16 protein-coding genes are annotated in these 18,721 nt (G+C 44.2%); 1 reads left to right on the top strand and 15 read right to left on the bottom strand.

What is annotated here, in order from left to right; translation table 11 throughout:
* Nucleotides 1-709: 709 nt before the first annotated feature.
* From G9U52_RS08645 to G9U52_RS08695, 11 genes are all read right to left on the bottom strand, one after another.
* A complete protein-coding gene (locus G9U52_RS08645; RefSeq protein ID WP_207952899.1) occupies nt 710-1,423 on the bottom strand; it encodes an MgtC/SapB family protein in 714 nt (237 codons plus the stop codon).
* Between the two features lie 193 nt (nt 1,424-1,616).
* Entirely contained in the window at nt 1,617-2,363 is a 747-nt protein-coding gene (locus G9U52_RS08650) for a glycerophosphodiester phosphodiesterase (protein WP_166148456.1), read from the bottom strand.
* 53 nt (nt 2,364-2,416) lie between these two features.
* Nucleotides 2,417-3,790: an ABC transporter substrate-binding protein gene (locus G9U52_RS08655; protein ID WP_166148459.1), complete on the bottom strand. Its 1,374-nt coding sequence runs from the start codon at nt 3,788-3,790 to the stop codon at nt 2,417-2,419.
* Between the two features lie 76 nt (nt 3,791-3,866).
* Nucleotides 3,867-4,691: a carbohydrate ABC transporter permease gene (locus G9U52_RS08660; RefSeq protein ID WP_166148461.1), complete on the bottom strand. Its 825-nt coding sequence runs from the start codon at nt 4,689-4,691 to the stop codon at nt 3,867-3,869.
* Complete coding sequence (locus G9U52_RS08665; protein ID WP_166149428.1) at nt 4,688-5,578, bottom strand: carbohydrate ABC transporter permease; 891 nt, start codon at nt 5,576-5,578, stop codon at nt 4,688-4,690. The genes G9U52_RS08660 and G9U52_RS08665 overlap by 4 nt, the downstream gene beginning before the upstream one ends.
* Nucleotides 5,579-6,121: 543 nt before the next feature.
* On the bottom strand, nt 6,122-6,958 hold the full coding sequence (locus G9U52_RS08670) for a carbohydrate ABC transporter permease (protein ID WP_166149430.1): 837 nt from the start codon (nt 6,956-6,958) through the stop codon (nt 6,122-6,124).
* 47 nt (nt 6,959-7,005) lie between these two features.
* Nucleotides 7,006-7,887, bottom strand: a complete 882-nt coding sequence (locus tag G9U52_RS08675) for a carbohydrate ABC transporter permease (RefSeq protein ID WP_166148463.1) — start codon at nt 7,885-7,887, stop codon at nt 7,006-7,008.
* A gap of 94 nt (nt 7,888-7,981) precedes the next feature.
* Nucleotides 7,982-9,292, bottom strand: a complete 1,311-nt coding sequence (locus G9U52_RS08680; protein ID WP_166148466.1) for an ABC transporter substrate-binding protein — start codon at nt 9,290-9,292, stop codon at nt 7,982-7,984.
* 107 nt (nt 9,293-9,399) lie between these two features.
* On the bottom strand, nt 9,400-10,578 hold the full coding sequence (locus G9U52_RS08685) for a response regulator transcription factor (protein ID WP_166148468.1): 1,179 nt from the start codon (nt 10,576-10,578) through the stop codon (nt 9,400-9,402).
* Between the two features lie 2 nt (nt 10,579-10,580).
* The gene (locus G9U52_RS08690; RefSeq protein ID WP_311764829.1) at nt 10,581-11,864 is read right to left on the bottom strand and encodes an ABC transporter substrate-binding protein; all 1,284 of its coding nucleotides are present in this window, start codon (nt 11,862-11,864) and stop codon (nt 10,581-10,583) included.
* The gene (locus tag G9U52_RS08695; RefSeq protein WP_243767232.1) at nt 11,851-13,683 is read right to left on the bottom strand and encodes a cache domain-containing sensor histidine kinase; all 1,833 of its coding nucleotides are present in this window, start codon (nt 13,681-13,683) and stop codon (nt 11,851-11,853) included. Before G9U52_RS08695 ends, G9U52_RS08690 begins: the two co-directional genes overlap by 14 nt.
* A gap of 194 nt (nt 13,684-13,877) precedes the next feature.
* Between G9U52_RS08695 and G9U52_RS08700 the strand changes: the two genes are divergently transcribed.
* The gene (locus tag G9U52_RS08700; RefSeq protein WP_166148472.1) at nt 13,878-14,804 is read left to right on the top strand and encodes a S66 peptidase family protein; all 927 of its coding nucleotides are present in this window, start codon (nt 13,878-13,880) and stop codon (nt 14,802-14,804) included.
* 67 nt (nt 14,805-14,871) lie between these two features.
* Here G9U52_RS08700 and G9U52_RS08705 read toward each other — a convergent pair whose 3' ends face one another.
* The 4 genes from G9U52_RS08705 to G9U52_RS08720 form a co-directional block, all read right to left on the bottom strand.
* Nucleotides 14,872-15,498: a C40 family peptidase gene (locus tag G9U52_RS08705; RefSeq protein WP_166148474.1), complete on the bottom strand. Its 627-nt coding sequence runs from the start codon at nt 15,496-15,498 to the stop codon at nt 14,872-14,874.
* A gap of 413 nt (nt 15,499-15,911) precedes the next feature.
* Nucleotides 15,912-16,817, bottom strand: a complete 906-nt coding sequence (locus G9U52_RS08710) for a helix-turn-helix domain-containing protein (protein WP_166148476.1) — start codon at nt 16,815-16,817, stop codon at nt 15,912-15,914.
* Nucleotides 16,818-16,897: 80 nt separating this feature from the next.
* Complete coding sequence (locus G9U52_RS08715) at nt 16,898-17,692, bottom strand: phytanoyl-CoA dioxygenase family protein (protein WP_166148479.1); 795 nt, start codon at nt 17,690-17,692, stop codon at nt 16,898-16,900.
* Between the two features lie 142 nt (nt 17,693-17,834).
* The gene (locus G9U52_RS08720) at nt 17,835-18,713 is read right to left on the bottom strand and encodes a carbohydrate ABC transporter permease (RefSeq protein WP_166148481.1); all 879 of its coding nucleotides are present in this window, start codon (nt 18,711-18,713) and stop codon (nt 17,835-17,837) included.
* Nucleotides 18,714-18,721 lie beyond the last annotated feature (8 nt).

Genomic DNA, 18,721 nt, shown 5'->3' on the forward strand with positions numbered 1-18,721 from the left:
CTTCAAAGGCGAACGCTATCGCTCCTCCACCCCATACCCATGTCCTCTTCCTTCTACTCCCTGCTTGTCGCTGCTTCTTTACTTCCTAAACCGGTCTGAAAGCCCGTATTCGCAGAGCCACGAAATTTCTGTACTTCTTTGATGACGTTGGGTCTTTTATCAAAAATTCATATAAGGGCTAACCCTTCGGCTGCCCTAATACCCAAAAACATATAAGGCTCTATGCCCAAACCAGTGCTTAACGAATTTACAATCCATGAAATGAATGAGCTGGAATTTCTCCCGCTAATTGTGCTGGAACTGCACTAATAATTCATTTTACTGGAAAAACTCCAGCTAATGAGCCTCTTTTTTCAATTCGAGCCTATTACCTCGAGATAACGGCAATTTTTCCCTTTATTTGTTAAAAAAGGGTCTTATAAATGAATGAACTGGATCTTTTCCAGTTCATTCATCCACGGAATGGCCAGGGGCTCCATACTGTTCGTGTATTGCTCATTTTTCTCAACCTGTTCCTGACTTCTTGTCTACTTCATTAGACTTTACTTCGTCAAGCACTGTTGTGAGCGTTGAGCCACATATAAATTCTTATATATCGAAAAAGTCCTTGGGATTTAAGGACTTCTTCTCAGCGCTGTGAATCAAAAACCCATAAAAGCTTAAGCTCCTTATTATGGAACTCAACCATGTATGGGTTTGCATGATCATGTTATTCCGGTAATCGCTCCTCTTTGGAGGCATAATTTTTCATGGTCGATATATGTTGGGATTCTAATGAAAGAACCACATCCATCGCAGCGATTTGCTCGAGTGCTATGATAAGTTTTTCCTGTTTTTGGATTTTAAGACTGAATAGCATATGCATGGATGGTGCCGAAGAATCCAGAGCTGTTAAGTTCTCTTTCGGGATCATTTTCAAATTGATAATTTGCAAATCATAATTTCCAAATATCGTAGCGATCATGCCTAGTGATCCGGGATTATCGATGATTTGAATGTCCACCTCATAGTATCGCCGGTGTCTAAGCAAATGCCGTTCCCATTTATTCAGTAAAAACAAGCTGATTAACACAAGGAAGGTACACAGCATGGCACCCACATAGAAGCCGGCTCCCACGCTCAGTCCGATAGCAGCCACAACCCAGACCGAAGCCGCTGTGGTTAAACCCTTAATCATGTTGCCATTGCGCAGAATAGCCCCTGCTCCCAAAAATCCGATACCGCTAATGACTTGAGCCGCCAAACGAGCGGGATCCATCCGTACATTGCCTTCATTGACGAATTGCGAGAACCCATAGCTGGATAGCAGCATAATCGTTGCCGATCCGAGACATACCAAAATATGAGTGCGAAAGCCTGCAGCATGGTTGCTCCATTCCCGTTCAATCCCGATTAATCCGCCAAGTATAACCGCTAGAATCATCCTAACCGTCAGCTCCAGATGCGTTATTTCCCAGACGCTAGCCGTAGCAAATGTCAATGCAGCCAGCCTCCCATCCTTTGAAATTCATCATGTGCTGCTTAACTATATAAATGTAAAAAGGCACCTGCTCTCGGCTCGATGCCTTTTTACCAAGCCACACTTCTACCGAAGCTTCTTAAATAGAGTTTTTTATTTATTTGGAAGAATCCCTGTCTTTCAACAAAGCTTTCAACCTTCCAGGAAAGTCCGTAATGATGCCCGAAACCCCAAAATCAGATAACTGCAGCAGATCCTTTTCTTCGTTGGCCGTATAAGGGTAGACATAAAGCCCGTTCTCTGTCGCCTTCCGCACATCCTCGATATCTAACAATTGAAAGTAAGGGTGGAGTGAATACACCTCCACATCAAAACTATGCGCGTAAGCGGTCGGGTCTAGTAAATTGGATTGATACAAAAGCCCGATCTTCGCTTCCGGTTCCATTTGCTTGATCCTTCTAACACACTTATGATCGAAGGAGGAAATGATGACGTTATTCAAACGGTTACTTCTACGCAGCATTTCAACTAACTTACGCTCCATTCTGCCTTCGTATGAATATTTCACTTCCACATTAATCATAATGGTATCGGGTACCAGCTTAAAGACCTCATCCAAGGTCGGGATAGTCTCCCCTTTAAAATCATCACCAAACCAAGAACCCGCATCATAATTCTTAATTTCCGACAAGCCTTTCTCCACAATCAGGCCTTTTCCGTTAGTTGTCCGGTCTAATGTCAAGTCATGGCATACGACGATTACCTCGTCAGCAGTCAAATGAACATCAAGCTCGATACCTTCGCATCCCTGGCTTAAACCGAGCCGGAAGGCAGCAAGCGTATTTTCTGGGGCCATCCCTTTGGCTCCACGGTGAGCAATTATCATCGGGTTCTTATTGGACATATTTGTTTCCTCCAGTTCCTTTCCAGCCAGTGGATGCAAGCCCTAGCCTATTATTATTTCACTGTTTTATTGTACGTTTGAATCTTTGAAGTTATTTCTTTTGCCGCTGCATCCAAAGCTTCCTTCGGCGACTTCTTGTTGTTGAGCACTTCTTCGATCGCACCTTCAACAATTTGTCTTGCTTCCGGGAATACACCCATAACCGCGCCTTGCGTTGCTGTGTTCAGCTTTGTTTGGTGCAGTTGGTCAATCGCAGTCTGGAACTGAGGGAACTGTTTTAGGTTTGTCTTTATCAGCTCTTCGTCATAGGCTTTTTTGGTGATCGGGAAGTATCCGGTATTGACGCTCCAGTAGGCTTGCTCCTTGGGCGTAGTCAAGAATTTGATAAACTCCCAAGTCGCTTTTTGTTCATCATCCGGGCGATTGTTCATCATCCATAAGCTGGCTCCTCCGACGACGACGCCACCTTCTTTCCCGTCCGCAGGTTTCGGCAAGAAACCGGTGCCAACTTCGAATTTTCCGCCTGAGCTATCCACAAGCCCTTTAAGCGCTGCCGTGGACTCCAGGATCATAGCAACCTGCCCAGTAGAAAATGCCTTCTTGGAATCGTCTGTTTTGCGTCCTAGATTGTTTGCGGCTTTTGTGTCCACCAAGTCCTTCCACCAGGTTAACACTTTCACTCCCTCTTCTGAGTTCACCGTTGATTCGGTGGCCGCAGCGGTCCGACCGTTTCCGTTGTTTACGAATTCCGCGCCTTGGTTGGCCAGTAGCTGCTCCACGAACCAACCATAAATGGCAAAGTTTGCTCCAGTGGCTTTACCAGATTTAGTAATGGTATCAGCTGCAGTCTTTAATTCCTCGAAAGTTTTTGGAGGTTTTGCCGGATCAAGACCAGCTGCTTTAAACAAATCTTTATTGTAATAAAGAACAGGATTGGATGTGTTAAACGGCATAGAGTACAGTTTGCCACCCAGGGTATAGTACCCAGCGATATTCGGTTCTAACTGTGACGCATCCCACTTATCTGCATCGATGAAGTTTTGCATAGGCGTAATCGCTTTGGAATCGATCATGAAGCGGCTGCCAATCTCATACATCTGTACCACTGAAGGCCCTTCGCTTGTACCCATCGTTGCCTTCAATTTGCTAAGCAGCTCGTCGTAGCTTCCTTGATAAACAGCTTCTACTTTAATTTTATCCTGAGAAGCGTTAAAATTCGTCGCCAATTGTTCAACGACTTTCGTATTTGCGCCACCCATCGCGTGCCAGAAAACCACTTTCTTAGGTCCGCTTGCTGCTGGTGCTGTTCCTGATTTGGCCGGCTCTGCTTTTTTGCTTTCCGTGCCTTCCCCCATATTTACGCTGCATGCTGTTATGAAAACCATGATGACTGCCATAAATAAACTTGCTAACCCTTTTTTCGCCATTGTCTAACCCTCTCCTCGCTCAAAGTAAATGACCTATATGATAAGCCTGTTAAGTAACAGACGGATCAACACAAATTTATCCTTTTAATGCTCCTGCGGTAATTCCCCGTACTAGTTGTTTCACGCCAAAGGCCAACAATAGGAATGAAGGAAGCAGTACCACCGTGACTCCCGCCAAAATAAGATTCCACGACATCACTTCGGCATGCTGCAGCATGGCAACACCAATTTGTACGGTTCTCATGGAGGCCCGGTTTGTAATCAAAAGAGGCCATAAATAGTGGTTCCAATGCGTAAGGAAAATATAAACGGCTAACGTGGCAAGGGCTGGTCGGGAAAGCGGAAGCACAATGGAGAAAAAGTTCCGAAGGTGCCCACATCCGTCAATTTTTGCCGCATCAAACAATTCATTTGGAAGCTGCAGGAAAAACTGGCGAAGCATAAATACCCCGAAGGCACCGGCCATAAAGGGAACGATCAGCCCCTGATAGCTGTCCATCCATCCCCATCCTTTAATAGTCAGGTAATTCGGAATGATGGTAACTTCCCAAGGTATCATCATGGTCGAAAGAAAGACGGCGAACAAAATTTTCTTTCCCCTGAAAGTGAGGAATGAAAAGGCGTAAGCAGCCAAACTTGAAGTGATAACTTGGCTCAATGTGATCCCCGAAGAGACAATAACGCTATTCAGGATAAAACGGATGATTGGAAACCCGGAAACTGCATTCTTGAAATTTTCCAGATATAACTGAGAAGGAAATAATGGCGGTGGAAAGTTCGATACTTCCTTATCCGTCATAAACGATGAGAACACCGTAAATATAAGCGGATACAAAACTACTAGGGACAGCACGATTAGCAACAAGTAATTTAGGGTGGGGACAATCCTTCTCGTTATCATTGATAATGCACCCTCTTTTCCAATACTTTAAACTGCACCACAGTTAAGATCATGATAATTACGAAGAGAATCAAAGCCTGTGCGCTGCCAATCCCGAAACGGAAATTGACGAAAGCGTCCTGGTAAATGGAATACACGATTACATTCGTTGAATTCATTGGACCGCCTTTGGTTAATATGTGAATTTGTCCGAAAGCCTGAAAGGCACCAATCACAGACACTATGAGGGCAAAAAAGATGGTAGGCGACAGAAGCGGCAAAACGATTTGGATAAAGGTACGAACCGCACTGGAACCGTCGATTTTAGCACTTTCATAAATTTCTTCCGGCACCCCTTGAAGGCCACTAGAAAGTACAATGAACAGAAAGCCCATATTCATCCATATTGTTAATAGAGAGATCGATACCAGTGCCCAGGAAGGGCTCGTTAACCAAGGGATCGGATCTATATGTACGAGGCTTAGAAAGTAATTGAACATACCTGCCGTCGGATGGAATAGCAAAAACCAGATAATCGATCCTGTACTTACCGAAATGACGATCGGTAAGGAAAATACGAACTGAAATACTTTCATTCCCCGTAGTTTGTTATGTGTGATCGCCGCTAAAAGCAGGGACCATACGATCGAAGTGGGTACAGTTAGTAAGATAAACAGAAGAGTCACTTTCAAATTCGAATAGAACTGTCCGGATCCAAGCAAATCGATAAAATTATCGAGACCCACAAATTCGACGACCCTGCCACGTGGATCCGTAAGCGTCATACTTAAGTAGAGTGACTTGGCCATTGGATAAAAAAGAAACATAATAAATAAGATCAAAGAAGGGGCTAAGAATAAATATGCTAACGCGTTCTCCCCTCCCTTACTTTTCTTTACTGGAACCATTTGATTTATATCCTTGTTTAAAGCGCTTTCATTAACTGCCACTCAGCATACCCCTTTCTTTCTAAAAGTTACATTCTTGATTGGTAAAGCGCTTAATCTTAAAGCCAAATTGACCCCCTACCACCTTTCTGTCTTACTCTTTTTATAGAAGCTGTGTGAAAAATGGGGATAAAAAAACACATAAATCAACATGCCTATGGCATGAGGTCTATGTGAGTCTCTTTGTCTCCATCACGTTTATTAACTTGTTCACATCATAATCGCTATTCGTTGGTTTTGTCAACTAAAGATTACAATCCTACATGGTTTAAATTCTCCGCCTTCTGCTTCTGCTAGTTATTTAAAGAGCTTTCAGGATGTTATCCGTCTGAATATAAGAAAAACTTGCAAATGAAAGAAGAAGAGGGAATTAAGAAAGGAATCAAGAATACAAATAAAGGCAACGGAGTAACACTTGTACTCCGTTGCCTTGCTTTGAGATGGTTCATTTTCCGCAATTCGATTTCGTGCCAAATCATTGTTCGACCACTTTTATAATTCCAGCTAATCTTTGACAGCGCCCTGCATGAGACCCGAAATAAACTGGCGGCTGAATATGATAAATACAATGATAAGCGGAACTGTCGCCATCAGCGTTGCCGCCATAACCATGGAATAATCGGTGCTGTAAACGCCGTTCATGGAAGCAATCAGCATTTGAATCGTAAACTTATTTTGCACAGAAATGACCACCAACGGCCATAAATAATCGTTCCATGAGTTCAAGAACGTGATAATACCCAACGTTGCCAACGCCGGCTTTAATATCGGCAGCGCGATGCGCCAGAACAGATCGAACGAGTTGCAGCCATCCATTCTTCCGGCATTGATCAGCTCGTCATGAATGACGGATTGGGTATACTGCCGCATCCAGAATATACCAAATGCATTTGCGGCTCCTGGTATGATCAACGCTTTCAGCTCATTAATCCAACCTAGCTTTTGCATAATGATAAACTGCGGGATCAGCCCCAGCTGCTGCGGGACCATCATGGTCATCAGCAGAAACAGAAACAGCGGCCCTTTTGCGGGGAAAGAGAACTTGGCAAAAGCAAAGCCCGCCATCGAACAAAAAAACAGCACGATCAGTGTATGCATCCCAGCCACCAGCAGGCTGTTGCCAAATGACTGAAAAAAACCTACATGGTCCAGCACCTTGTCGATATTGATCAGCAATTGATTGCTGGGAACCATTCGGGGTGGAAATCGAAACATATCCGACGTCTTGGACGTCGACATCACGAACAGCCAGTAAAAGGGAAACAACGAAACTAGCGCGCCCAAGCACATGCCCACATAAACGATAAAACTGCCTAGTCGGAAGGAGAGCCTTGCAGTCATCGAGGGAATTTTCAGGGACGAATCTGCTTTGGTTTGAATCGAAGCCACTACATACTATCCCCTTTCGAAACAAATTTCCAATTCAGAAACGAAAATACGGCGATAATCAGAAACAGCATCCAAGCGATAGCCGAAGCATAGCCGAACAGGTGATTGCCAAACGCCTGATTATACAAGTACAGCACCAGAGTAAGACCGCCCTTCGTTGCGCCGCCTGAGCCTCCAACCAGAATCAGCGGTTCTGTAAAAAGCTGCATACCGCCTATTGTTGACAAAATAACAGTAAACAAAATGATCGGACGCAGCAGCGGAAGAGTAATGAAGAAAAATTGCTGTGGTCGGCTCGCTCCGTCAATCGTTGCCGCTTCATATAGATCGACTGGTATGCTCTGTAGCCCCGCCAAATAAATAATCGCGTTATAGCCCGTCCAGCGCCAAACTACCATGAGCGAAATAGCTACCTTTACCCAGAACGTATCATTGATCCAATCGATCTTTGGTAGCCCCAGCGCGGTAAATAATCCATTGAACAAGCCGAACTGGGCACCAAAGAATGATCCGAAAATAATGGCAACCGCCACAATCGAAGTAATATTGGGCAGAAAAAAAATTGCCCGAAATGTATGTTTAAATCTCATAAAAGCCGCATTTAACAAAAAAGCAATCACAAGCGCCAAAAATAACTGCGGTAAGGTGGAAAGGAACCAAATCACAAAAGTATTGGCCACCGATGTCCAAAAATCGGGGTCATCCGTCAACAAATTACGGAAATTGCGCAGCCCGACAAACTCCATTTCTCCTAAACCGTCCCACGCATGAAAAGCCAAGTACAGCGAGAATAAGATCGGAAACAGACCGAATGCGATAAATAAAATATAAAACGGCGAAATCATTAGGTAAGGAGCCGCATACTGCCTTAGAGCCTTCATGTTTGATAACCTCCTATATTTCAAAAAAAAAGCAGTGTGAAACCGCAGAGATTCCTGCCTCTCACCCTGCCCGTAGCTATCCCTTACATACCGGCTACTTGTTTTTCAGCTTGGCCTTAGCCTTCTCGACCAGTGCTGAAAACTCTTTCTCCGGATCCTTATTCTTATCCACCGCAACAGCCTGCATACCGTCGCTTATAATCGTTTCTACGGTTTGATAATCAGGTCCTTTACGCTGCACCTTCACATCCTTGGCCACTTCCGAGAACAGCACACCCAGCTTCTGGCCGCCCCAGAAATCATAGCCTTGCTCGGTAATCGCCTTGTCTCCATAGATCGAAGGGGTTGATGGGAAGTTACCCGACAGCTTGAATACTTCCAGCTGCTGCGGAGGTGAAACCAGCCAACTGATTGCGGTATAAGCTTCTTTAGCGTACTTGCCCTGCTTCGGAATCATCAGGAAGGAACCACCCATGTTGCCCGTACCTTCCGGTATTTTGGCCGCACGCCACTTTCCTTTCGTATCGGGAGCCCGCGTTTCCACATGGCCACGACCCCAGGCTGCCGAAATGTAAGTGCCTATTTTGCCGGAATTCAGAGCAGCGGAATACTCCTGCAGCGCATTTTTCTGATCGTAGCTGCCTGCTATCCCCATTTGACGCGCTTTGTTATAGTAATCGACGGCCTTCTTAAGCTGTGTGTTCGTATCAATAATCAGCTTGTCATCCTTGTCGAAATAAAGCTCATTACCCTGATCTCGAATCGCACCATACAGCTCATAAGGATTCGATAAAATATCCGTCCCCGTCTTGTCCTTCAATACCTTCCCCGCTGCCAAGAAATCATCCCAGTTTTTGATTTTGGCGCTAACATCATTAGGTTCAAACGGAAGCCCTGCCTGCTGAAACAAATCCTGTCGGTAGTAGAGAACCATCGGTCCGATATCGGTAGGCAGACCCAACAGCTTGTCTCCTACCATAGCTTGCTTCCATTTCCATTCCAAATAGTCTTTGGCGATGTTTTTCGCACCCAATTCGTTCATCTCTTGAAATTTATCCGGGTACTTCAAAAATTGGTCAATCTGTGAAATGTCCACCATCGCAATATCCGGCGCTCCCGAACCGGCCGACATGGCGGTGAGCAGCTTGCTGTGGGCATCCTCCCACTTGTAAATTTGCGGAATGATCTCGATGTTGGGGTGTGTCTTGTTAAATTCAGGTATGATTTTCTCAAAAGTAGCCCCCTGCCAAAACCACATCTGCAGTTGGACCTTTTTACCATCGTTGCCCTTCATCTCGCTTTCAGGTTTTGCGGCACTACCGCCATCCACTCCACACGCGCTCAAAAGCAGCCCGAGAGACAGCAGGACCAGACTAAATGATTTACCGTTCAGCACCTTTTTCATGAAAACGCCCCTTTCGCTAATTCGAGCTTCAAGAAAGCCCTTACACATATTATAAAATGCAGGTTTTGCTACGTATAGAGACCATTCTTCGATTTCTTGGAGTATTGTTAGGAACTTGTGCTAACTGTGCGGTAATCGTTAGGAGCCATTCCTTCGACCATTTTGAAGATACGGCTAAAATAGGCAGGATCCTTATAGCCTACTCGTTCGCAAATCTCATACATCTTCAGATGGGTTTCCCTCAGCAAACGTTTGGCTTCGGATAAACGGTATTGCGTCAAATACTGAGAATAGGTCAAGCCTATTTCCTGATGAAACAAATTGCTTAAATAATTGGCGTTTATTTGATGAATATGGGCGAAGTCGGCAAGCTGCCCGCCACCCGTATATTCCTTGTGCACATAGGCAAGCAGTGCACGTACAATTGGAACGATGGTTTCAGCTGCACCCAGGCTGCGTGACAATTCGGTAAATCCCAAGGAGATCATGCTGCGGATATACATCAGACTCAAATCTTTGATATCCTTCACACAGCCCCCAAAACCGGTCTTCACGGGCAGCCGAAGTTTCTCTTCCATCCATCCTGCCGTTTCGGTTACCTGCCGCTCCCACGCCCCCTTGTCAGCTTGCTCGGAGAACAGGACAATCGTGATCAAGCGATCCTCCATACAAACCACGGCTGTACCCAGCTTGCTGAACGCTTCGTGTGCACACCCGCGAATAAAATAACGTACACTCGCTTCTCCGAGCGACCGTAAATCCTTGGTCGAAAAAGAAATGAGCTTGATCGCATCATGAGGTGGGATTAGGAACTCATCAAAGGTAGGAAGCGGCACATCGTGCAGTAGATCATGGACCCGCTTTTCCAACAGTGCTTGGTCGCGTATTTCACTTACCTGACGCACCTCACGGCGCTGCCGATATTTCAAGTAGGCTGCAGCATGGACTTCCTTCAGCTTGTCCTTAGAGAGCGGCTTTAGCAAATATTCCGTTACCTGATGCTGGACCGCTTGAAGCGCATACTCAAACTCGGCATGTCCCGTTAACACATAGACATCGACCTGCGGATAATGGATCCTGATATGGCTGGCAAGCTGCAGCCCATCTGCAGCAGGCATACGAATATCTGTAATAACCAGTTGCACCTCATGCTTCTTCAGCAGAGTCATCGCTCGCAAGCCATCCTCAGCTTCAAGTACCATCTCCACACCCTCCATTGAAGCCAGCAGCCTGCACATCGGTTGCCGTACATTTGGTTCATCATCCACCACCAAAATGCTAAACATAATTAATCCCCTCCTTCATGCTCTTGGATTTGCATAACGACAGCGGCCCAAACCTTCTCCGGGTCAGCACCCTCCACCTCTACTCTGCGAAGTCCGTCCCGAACAATTCGATCCATTCGGCTGAACTCAACTTCCTCATATTCGGCTTGATAACGAAGCGCAGGATACGAATACAGCTGTCCCACAGGCGCCCCATTAAAAAAGGGATCGCGAACCTCCAGAAAGCTGGCCGATGCGTAGGATTCCGGTGTGGAGGGGAAATTACCGTTAGTCAAAAAGTTAGTCAGCTGTTGCTGCGGAGCTGTCAACCAATGAGCCAACTCATAGGCCTCCTTCGGATAACGGCTTAATTTCGGTACAGCCAGAAAGCTGCCTTTCCAATTGGAAGGCAGACCTGGGGCACGCGCCAAATCCCATTTTCCGCTGGTCGCCGGCGCGTTTTTCTTCATGACCCCATGTACCCAGGAGGGGGCCAGCACAGCAGCAAATTGTCCGTTTACAGCCCCCTCGGCCCAGCCTGGCGTCTGCGAGGCTAATCCCGCATTAATACCTAGTTTGTGATAGCGCACAGCTAGATCCCAGGCTGCTTTCACTTTCGGGTTTACGGGACTCCCGTGATAATCCTGCGATATCTGGTAAGGAGCATCAAACTGATTCAAATACGTCGAGTACACATTGGCCAAATTGTCGAATAAAAAAACACCCGTCTTCTTTTTCAACAGCACTCCTGCTTGCTCTAGATCTTCCCAACTACGGATAGCGTTCCCTACAGCCTCGCGCCCATAGGGTAACCCGGCCGCTTTAAACAAGTCATGACGATAAGCCAGCGCGATCGGACCGATGTCCGCAGGCATACCGTATAAAAACGTCCTGTCCTTATTCTCCGCCTGACGCCATTTCCAATCGAGGTAATGGATCCTCTCGTCGTTAAAATCGTACAAATTGTAAAAATAGGGTTGAAAATGCTTGACCTGATTTAACTGTGACGACTCCAACAGCACGATATCCGGTGCATCACCATTTGTTGCGAATGCTATCTTCAAGCTTGGGAGAATATCATCAAATTGAGCTATCACTACCTCGACATCGATATCGGGACGTATGAGGGAGTAAGATTTAATCAATGTTTCCAGCCCACTTCCTGGCCATAACCAGATTCGAAGCGTCTTGGGCGGCACTGATGTTATTAAATTCGGAAGGGCAAGCTGCGGTGTACAGGCCGAAATTATAAAGAAGTACAAGACGAGCACAAACGATAGTACACAACGGCGATTATGCAGCGCCACCTCCTCCTTTCCCTATGTTTCGTGGTTGATAGGATTGTCCCGCCTGCTGTCCAGCTGCATGAAGCGGAAGTGTGAGCGTAACCATCAAGCCTCCAAGTGGGCTTGGAGAAAGCTTCAGACCATACGGAAGACCGAAGAATGCCCTGATTTGCTTGTGTAAATTAGAAAGTCCGATTCCTCCGCCTTTTTCCTCCAACAGATGCTCCACATGAATTCGCGTTTCCAATTCGTAGAGCGCTGTTTCATCCATCCCTTTGCCATTGTCCTCAACTGTGCAATACAGCATACCATCAAAGCTGTAAAGACTGACCCGGATTTGCCAATCCCCGTCCGCCTTATGCTCCAGCCCGTGGTGAAACGCATTTTCAACAAGCGGTTGAAGGACGAGCCGAATGACACACTGCTCCTCCAAACCCGGCTCTATCTCCATCTGTACACTGAATTTACTCCCATATCGCGAGCGTTGGAGCAGCAAATAACGTTCCAGCTGCGCCAAATCCTCTCTCAGCGTCACCAGCTCAGAGGAAGGATGAACACTGTAGCGGAGTAGCTCGCTAAGCGCTATTGTCATTTCCTGGGCTGCCTCGTGACGCCCATCTTCAATGGTCCAATAAATCAAATTCAAGGAGTTGTACAAAAAATGCGGCCGAAACTGCGCCTTTAATGCGACAAGCTGCGCGCGCTGTTCACTCATCTGCTGCTCAGATAGCCGTTCCACGACTTCTTCGAGCTGATTCACCATCCGGTTAAAATTAGCATATAGAAAAGAAATTTCACTGCTTGCAAAACGCTCATTAATGGGGAGAATCCGCTCCCGTCCGATTCGGTTCATTGCGCTTGCCAGATGCCGGATGGGTTTCGTTAAGCTCCACGTGAAATAGGCAACCAGAATGAGTGCCACTACAATCCCCGCCGCAATTGCCAGCAGCGCGTTGATCCAGATCTGCGACGCATCACTGTATACCGCCTCCGGCTTGAAATAAGCAATGGTTGTCCAACCGCTATAGGAGGAAGTAGCAAAGGTCACATACATCCGCTCCTGTTCTTCACGTGTCGTCCATTCGAAGAATGTCTGAGCATTGCCGCCAAACTTGGCAAACAGCCCTTGGTCAGCGGCAGTCCCGATCTCCCGTGGCTCTGTCGAGTAGACAATATTACCTGACGAATCCATCACCTGGACCTTGCGGTCGATCCGCTGTCCCGTTTCGCTGATTATCCTGTTAATTTTCTCCACAGGAAAGACCACGAACTGATCGCCTATCACCTGCATATCATGCTGGTTCTTTACCTTTCTGGCTCCGATAATTGCCGGTATCTCGCCATCCCGCCAAGCTGGCCCGTAAACCCAGAGCATACGACCGTCCAATCTATTAATCTTGCTGAACCAGGTAATCGAACCCAATTCGTCATATTTGCGCCAAAACAATTGCAGCGAGTCATTCGAGGCGTAGGCATTACCATTCCTGTCAAACAAGTGGATCAGCATATCATTGGCTATATAACGCACTTTTTCGGCCATATAACGGTTGAGCCCGATCGGATCCAACACAGCGGACGTATCAGACGTCTCACTCAGTGACTTTTGTACGCGATCATCAAAAGCAATTAGCTGTGAGAATTGATCATACTGCCGAAGCAATACGTCGATCTTGGCTGACAGCTGCTCAACCGATTCCTGCGTATACCCTGCAGAACGGTTCAATACCATCTGCGATGCAAGCCGATAATTAAACATATTAGTAAGCGCTATCACTAATACGGCTATGACGAACATGCCAGCCAGCAGCTGAACGAATATTGGAAGCGGACGTCGAAGCATGGGCACCCACCTCTTTATAAATCCCAGCATGTATTATTATTGGGAATTTTTTACTATCCGACAATCAATATTCGCTATCCGAAGTGGTTTTTCCTTCCAAGCTGACCTGACAATATAAAGCAACATTAAATAATTCATCATAATTAAAAGTATTTTCCCATATTCATACTATATCCTAAGCAGGAGGCATAGTTATGGCGATAAGACCCCCCATTTTAAAAAGAGGAGATACCATTGGCATTGTTACTTTAGGAAGTCCACTTGATGCCACAATTATAGACTCAAGAATTATTGTACTTGAAAATATGGGATTCAATGTAGTTTTGGGAAAGTATGTATATTCTTCTGATGGTATTGTGGCTGCCCCGGCTGGTCAGCGTGCTGAGGACTTTATGAATATGGTTGAAAATCCAAGTGTGAAGATGATACTGCCTTCAAGAGGAGGAACAGGAGTAAAAGATATTCTTCCGTATCTTGACTATACTATTATTAAAAATAATCCTAAAATAGTAACTGGGTATAGCGATATAACGATTTTATTAAATATCTTGTACCAATTTTCAGATTTAATTACTTTCCAAAGCCTGATGTTAATTGACTTTTCCGCGAAAGCACCAGCTTATAACTTCAATCAATTTTTTACCGCTATATCAACCTTTAATAGTCCAAGAGTGATTCAGAATCCGCCTGGAATGCCATTATACAGCCCTGTAAAAGGAAATGTTAGCGGTCCCGTGGTTGGAGGAAACCTTACTTCGTTTGTAAATACTTTGGGGACTCCATACGAGGTCGACACAACGGGAAAAATATTATTAATTGAAGAAACGCACGAAGCATCCAATATGATATACCGGTATTTAACTCAATTAATTATGGCGGGGAAATTTCAAGATTGCATCGGCGTTGTAATGGGGCAATGTACGAATTGCTCCATATCTTATGCTACAACCTATGATGATTTGATAAACACCCTAATCGTTCCATTAGGAAAACCCCTTATGACTAACTTAAGCACAGCCCATGGTCAATATAAAGCTGCAATTCCCATAGGTGCCATGGTAAACTTGAATACTTATAACAACACTCTTACTGTGCTTGAACCAACCGTCAGCGCTAAGTGATCACTTATTCATTAAGACTATCTGTGAAATGCAAAAAAAACCGATTTAATCGGTTTTTTTTGCATACTCAGTTAATTAAACGACGTGCACCCCAATAATGCGAATCATAGTAGGGTGTGCCAAAGAAGGTACTGATTTTCACTTCCCTTGTCCCCATGGTTCCTGCTTGAAGAATTTGATTATTCCCAAGATAGATCCCTACGTGGGAAACACCGCTCGTATAAGTTCCTTCTAAAAATACAAGATCTCCTTTACGAAGATCACTTTTATCTACAGGCGTTCCTAATTCACTCAACAGTTTGGAAGAATGAAGAAGGTTAAACCCGTTTTGATTAAACGCATATTGCACAAAACCGGAGCAATCAAAAGCCACATACGGCGTATCACCGCCAAATACATAGGGAGTCCCAAGCTGTTTCATCCCTGTAGCAATGATGGCATCTGCTTTTGTTTCCCAGTCCTGTTTTTGAGAAGTGGAACCAGGAAGATTAATAACAATACCGGCGTACAAGTTTTGTACATTAACTTGCGGGTTAGCTGCCATCAGTTCCGATAGATTAACATTTAGCTTCTGTGAAATGATCCAAAACGTGTCAGAATCCGTGGTAACGTATTGATTGGAAGGTGCTGCAAAAGAGTTTCCTCCAAACAAAAGGCTCGTCCCCAATACTGCTAAAACAATAATCCTTTTCATGCAATTCCTCCTAATATGAATATCTGGTAACGTATCCATTCTATCAAAATGAAGAATTAGAAAAAACAAGAAAGTTATGGAAACCGAATTTCAATCCGCAACTCTTACAGGTTGGTATTCAATCCCTATCGCGTTATTTATAAAAATATTGAATAAAAACATCTTATCTTTGTTGGAGTTTAGCATCGACCTTATGCCTTGTTATTGGAAGGAAAAGCCTTATCTTCGGATTCGAAATCTGCCAGTAATGAATTAACCGACTCAGTCATGGTGATCAAGCTGGAGTTCGATGAATCTGCGTGCGATTAGAAAACAAGAACACCCCTACCTATTAGGTTAGGGGTGTTTTGCCCTTTCAAAAGCTGCGTTATCGTGTCGTGTTTATAGTAACGTTTCAAAATGTTTGGTTATCTTTAGGAATTGTTAACAACTTCGGCTTGTTTTTTTCGAAAAAAAGTTGGAGACATCTTCATTTCTTTTGAAAAAATACGCGTAAAATAATGAATCGTTTTAAATCCCGTTATTTCAGCAATGGATTTCACTGACAGATTAGTTGTAACTAGAAGATGCGTCGCTTTTTCCATTCGGGTTTTACGAATAAAATCGGAAAAACTTTGTTCCCTTTCTTCGAAAAATATCCGACTTAAGTGCCTTGGAGATAAATGTACGTAATTGGCTACATAGACCAGACTCAAATCAGATGCGATATTATCAGCAATATATTTCATAGCTTGAGCCAAAATATTGTCTCTCTGACGCTTCATCTTTCTGTTCACCGACACACTTTTCTCTCGCTTTGTAAAGTTGTCTGGAAAAGACAAAATAAGGTGATAAGCCAAGCTGCGAATAAAAATATCCATTTTGTTACCAGTATCCTTATATAAGGATACTTGATGCAGTAATGTTTTCCACATTAAAGCGGTTAAAGTTTCGTGAGAGTCATAACATACGACTTTATTAGAGCTTTCCAAATCCATATATTTGAAAATCAATTCATGAGAACATGACGACTGCTTCAGTTCAAAACCGATATGTAACATGAATAGACCATTTTCACTTATTATTTGATGCACGATCCCCGGGCGTGAGCATAAAAGCGTTCCACTGGTTAGAGAATTATGTGTATCGCCCTCAACATATATTCCTTCACCAGCGATTATATAACAGATTTCAAAGAATGTATGTTTATGAGGTTTATTGCTGAAATGCAGCTCGTTACCTGACCAATAATGTATATTGAACTCTCCTAGCTCGCCTTTAACCTCATTGGCAATCGCTTGTAGCATGTGATTTGATTCCAGCAAGGTTTGAGCATCCATTTATATCACCTCATTATTGTTCAAAAAGACTACAAGTTTACATATAAACTCGTAGCCTCAAAAAACAATATGATTTTAATTCAAAGCTCCATAGTTTCATCATTCGCCAATTTACCTTCGTACTTATAATTTCTGAATACCGGATTGATACCGTTCAGCATGAGCCCCTGTCCCCAGTTTACATGTTTATCATTCGTCGGCAGATCTTCCGGATCACGAACCTGTACGAGTATATTTCTCCGGGTCCTATCGCTTCGGTTAATCGGCGAACCATGAATCGTTAAATAATTAAAGAATAACACGTCGCCCGCTTCGGCCAAGCAAGGAATCCCGCTTGCGATTGGATATTCTTTGTGATTCAAATAATAGCTGCCGATATGGGGAAGGGGACCTAATTTGTGGGATCCGGGAATGACATGTAGGCATCCGTTCTCCTCATTCGTTTGATCCAGATGAATACTTGCCAGCATCATCGAATGCTTGGTATGCGGGAAATACGGATAATCCTGATGCATAGGAAAAGCTGCGCCTTTTTCTGGCGGCTTGACCATCATTTTAGTATGGTGGAGTTGGACATTGTCACCAATCAGTTTGGCGAATATTCCGACCAGGTTCAACTGTGTTATCATTCGGCTAAATTGGGCGTCATGATATTGCACGTCGTGGAAGCCTTTCAGCACCAGCTTCTTCAGTTCTTCCGGGGGCATATAGTCTCCCTGCCATGCGTGACTCCGGTCAAATTTAGAGGCAGCTGCACGCTTCAAAAAGGTATCCACTGATCCTCGGAACATTTCCACTTCTTCCTTGTTATATACACCTTTCACCAGTAAGTAACCGTTGTCATGATAAAATTGCACTTGTTCCGCAGTTATCAATATTGACTCCTCTTTTCTACAATAATTTGGCGTATTGCCTCCTTTTATTGTATTGCTTTATCCGTCGGTTGTATTGTTCACAGCCGGACAACTTTTTGCACTTTGAAGCCAAATCATTAATTAGTTCACGGGTCGACATATCTTATCCCTTCACAGCTCCTATCATAACCCCTTTAGTAAAGTATTTTTGTAAGAAAGGGTAAACGGTAATAATAGGTAAAGTGGCTATAATGATTGTGCAATATTTAATAATTTCGCTGACTGCCTCTTTGTCACTTCCGCTGGTGCCTGTGATCATACTATCGGTGCTGCTGTTTATCAAAATCTCACGCAAGAATAGCTGCAAAGGATACGCATCTCTATTTCGCAAATAAATCATGGCGCTAAACCAGGAATTCCAATGTGCTACGGCATAAAACAAAATCATAACCGATATCACAGCTTGTGATAACGGCAACACGATTTTAAACAAGATGGTAATATCATTGGCTCCATCAATTCTCGCGGATTCTTCCAAGCTATCCGGGATTGCTGCAAAAGAGGTTCTCATGATAATCAAATTATAGGTACTGATTGCTCCTGGCAGAATGAGTGCCCACATGGTGTCAAACATACCAAGGCTTCTCACAAGTAAATAGTTGGGAATCAAACCTCCGCTAAAAAACATGGTAAAAACAATCATCATCATCATCGTATCTCGAAGCATGACACCTTTTCTGGATAATACATAGGCTCCGAGAGCAGTCATAAAAACATTGATACTTGTTCCCACTACAACATAGATTATTGTATTTGTATAACCCGTTATAATATTAGGGTTTTTAAAAACACTGATGTAGCCGTCTATGTTAAATCCCAAAGGCCAAAGCAACAAACCGGAATGACTTGCTAAATTAGATGGGTTACTTAATGACGCAAAAGCAACATATAGAAATGGATACAATGTAATTAAGGTTAGGAATAACAAGAAGCCTATATTAAAAAAACCGAAAATGTTTTCAGCTTTACTTCTTTTTATCATTTTTCTCA

The sequence above is a fragment of the Paenibacillus agricola genome, assembly GCF_011440305.1.
Lineage (GTDB): Bacteria > Bacillota > Bacilli > Paenibacillales > NBRC-103111 > Paenibacillus_S > Paenibacillus_S agricola.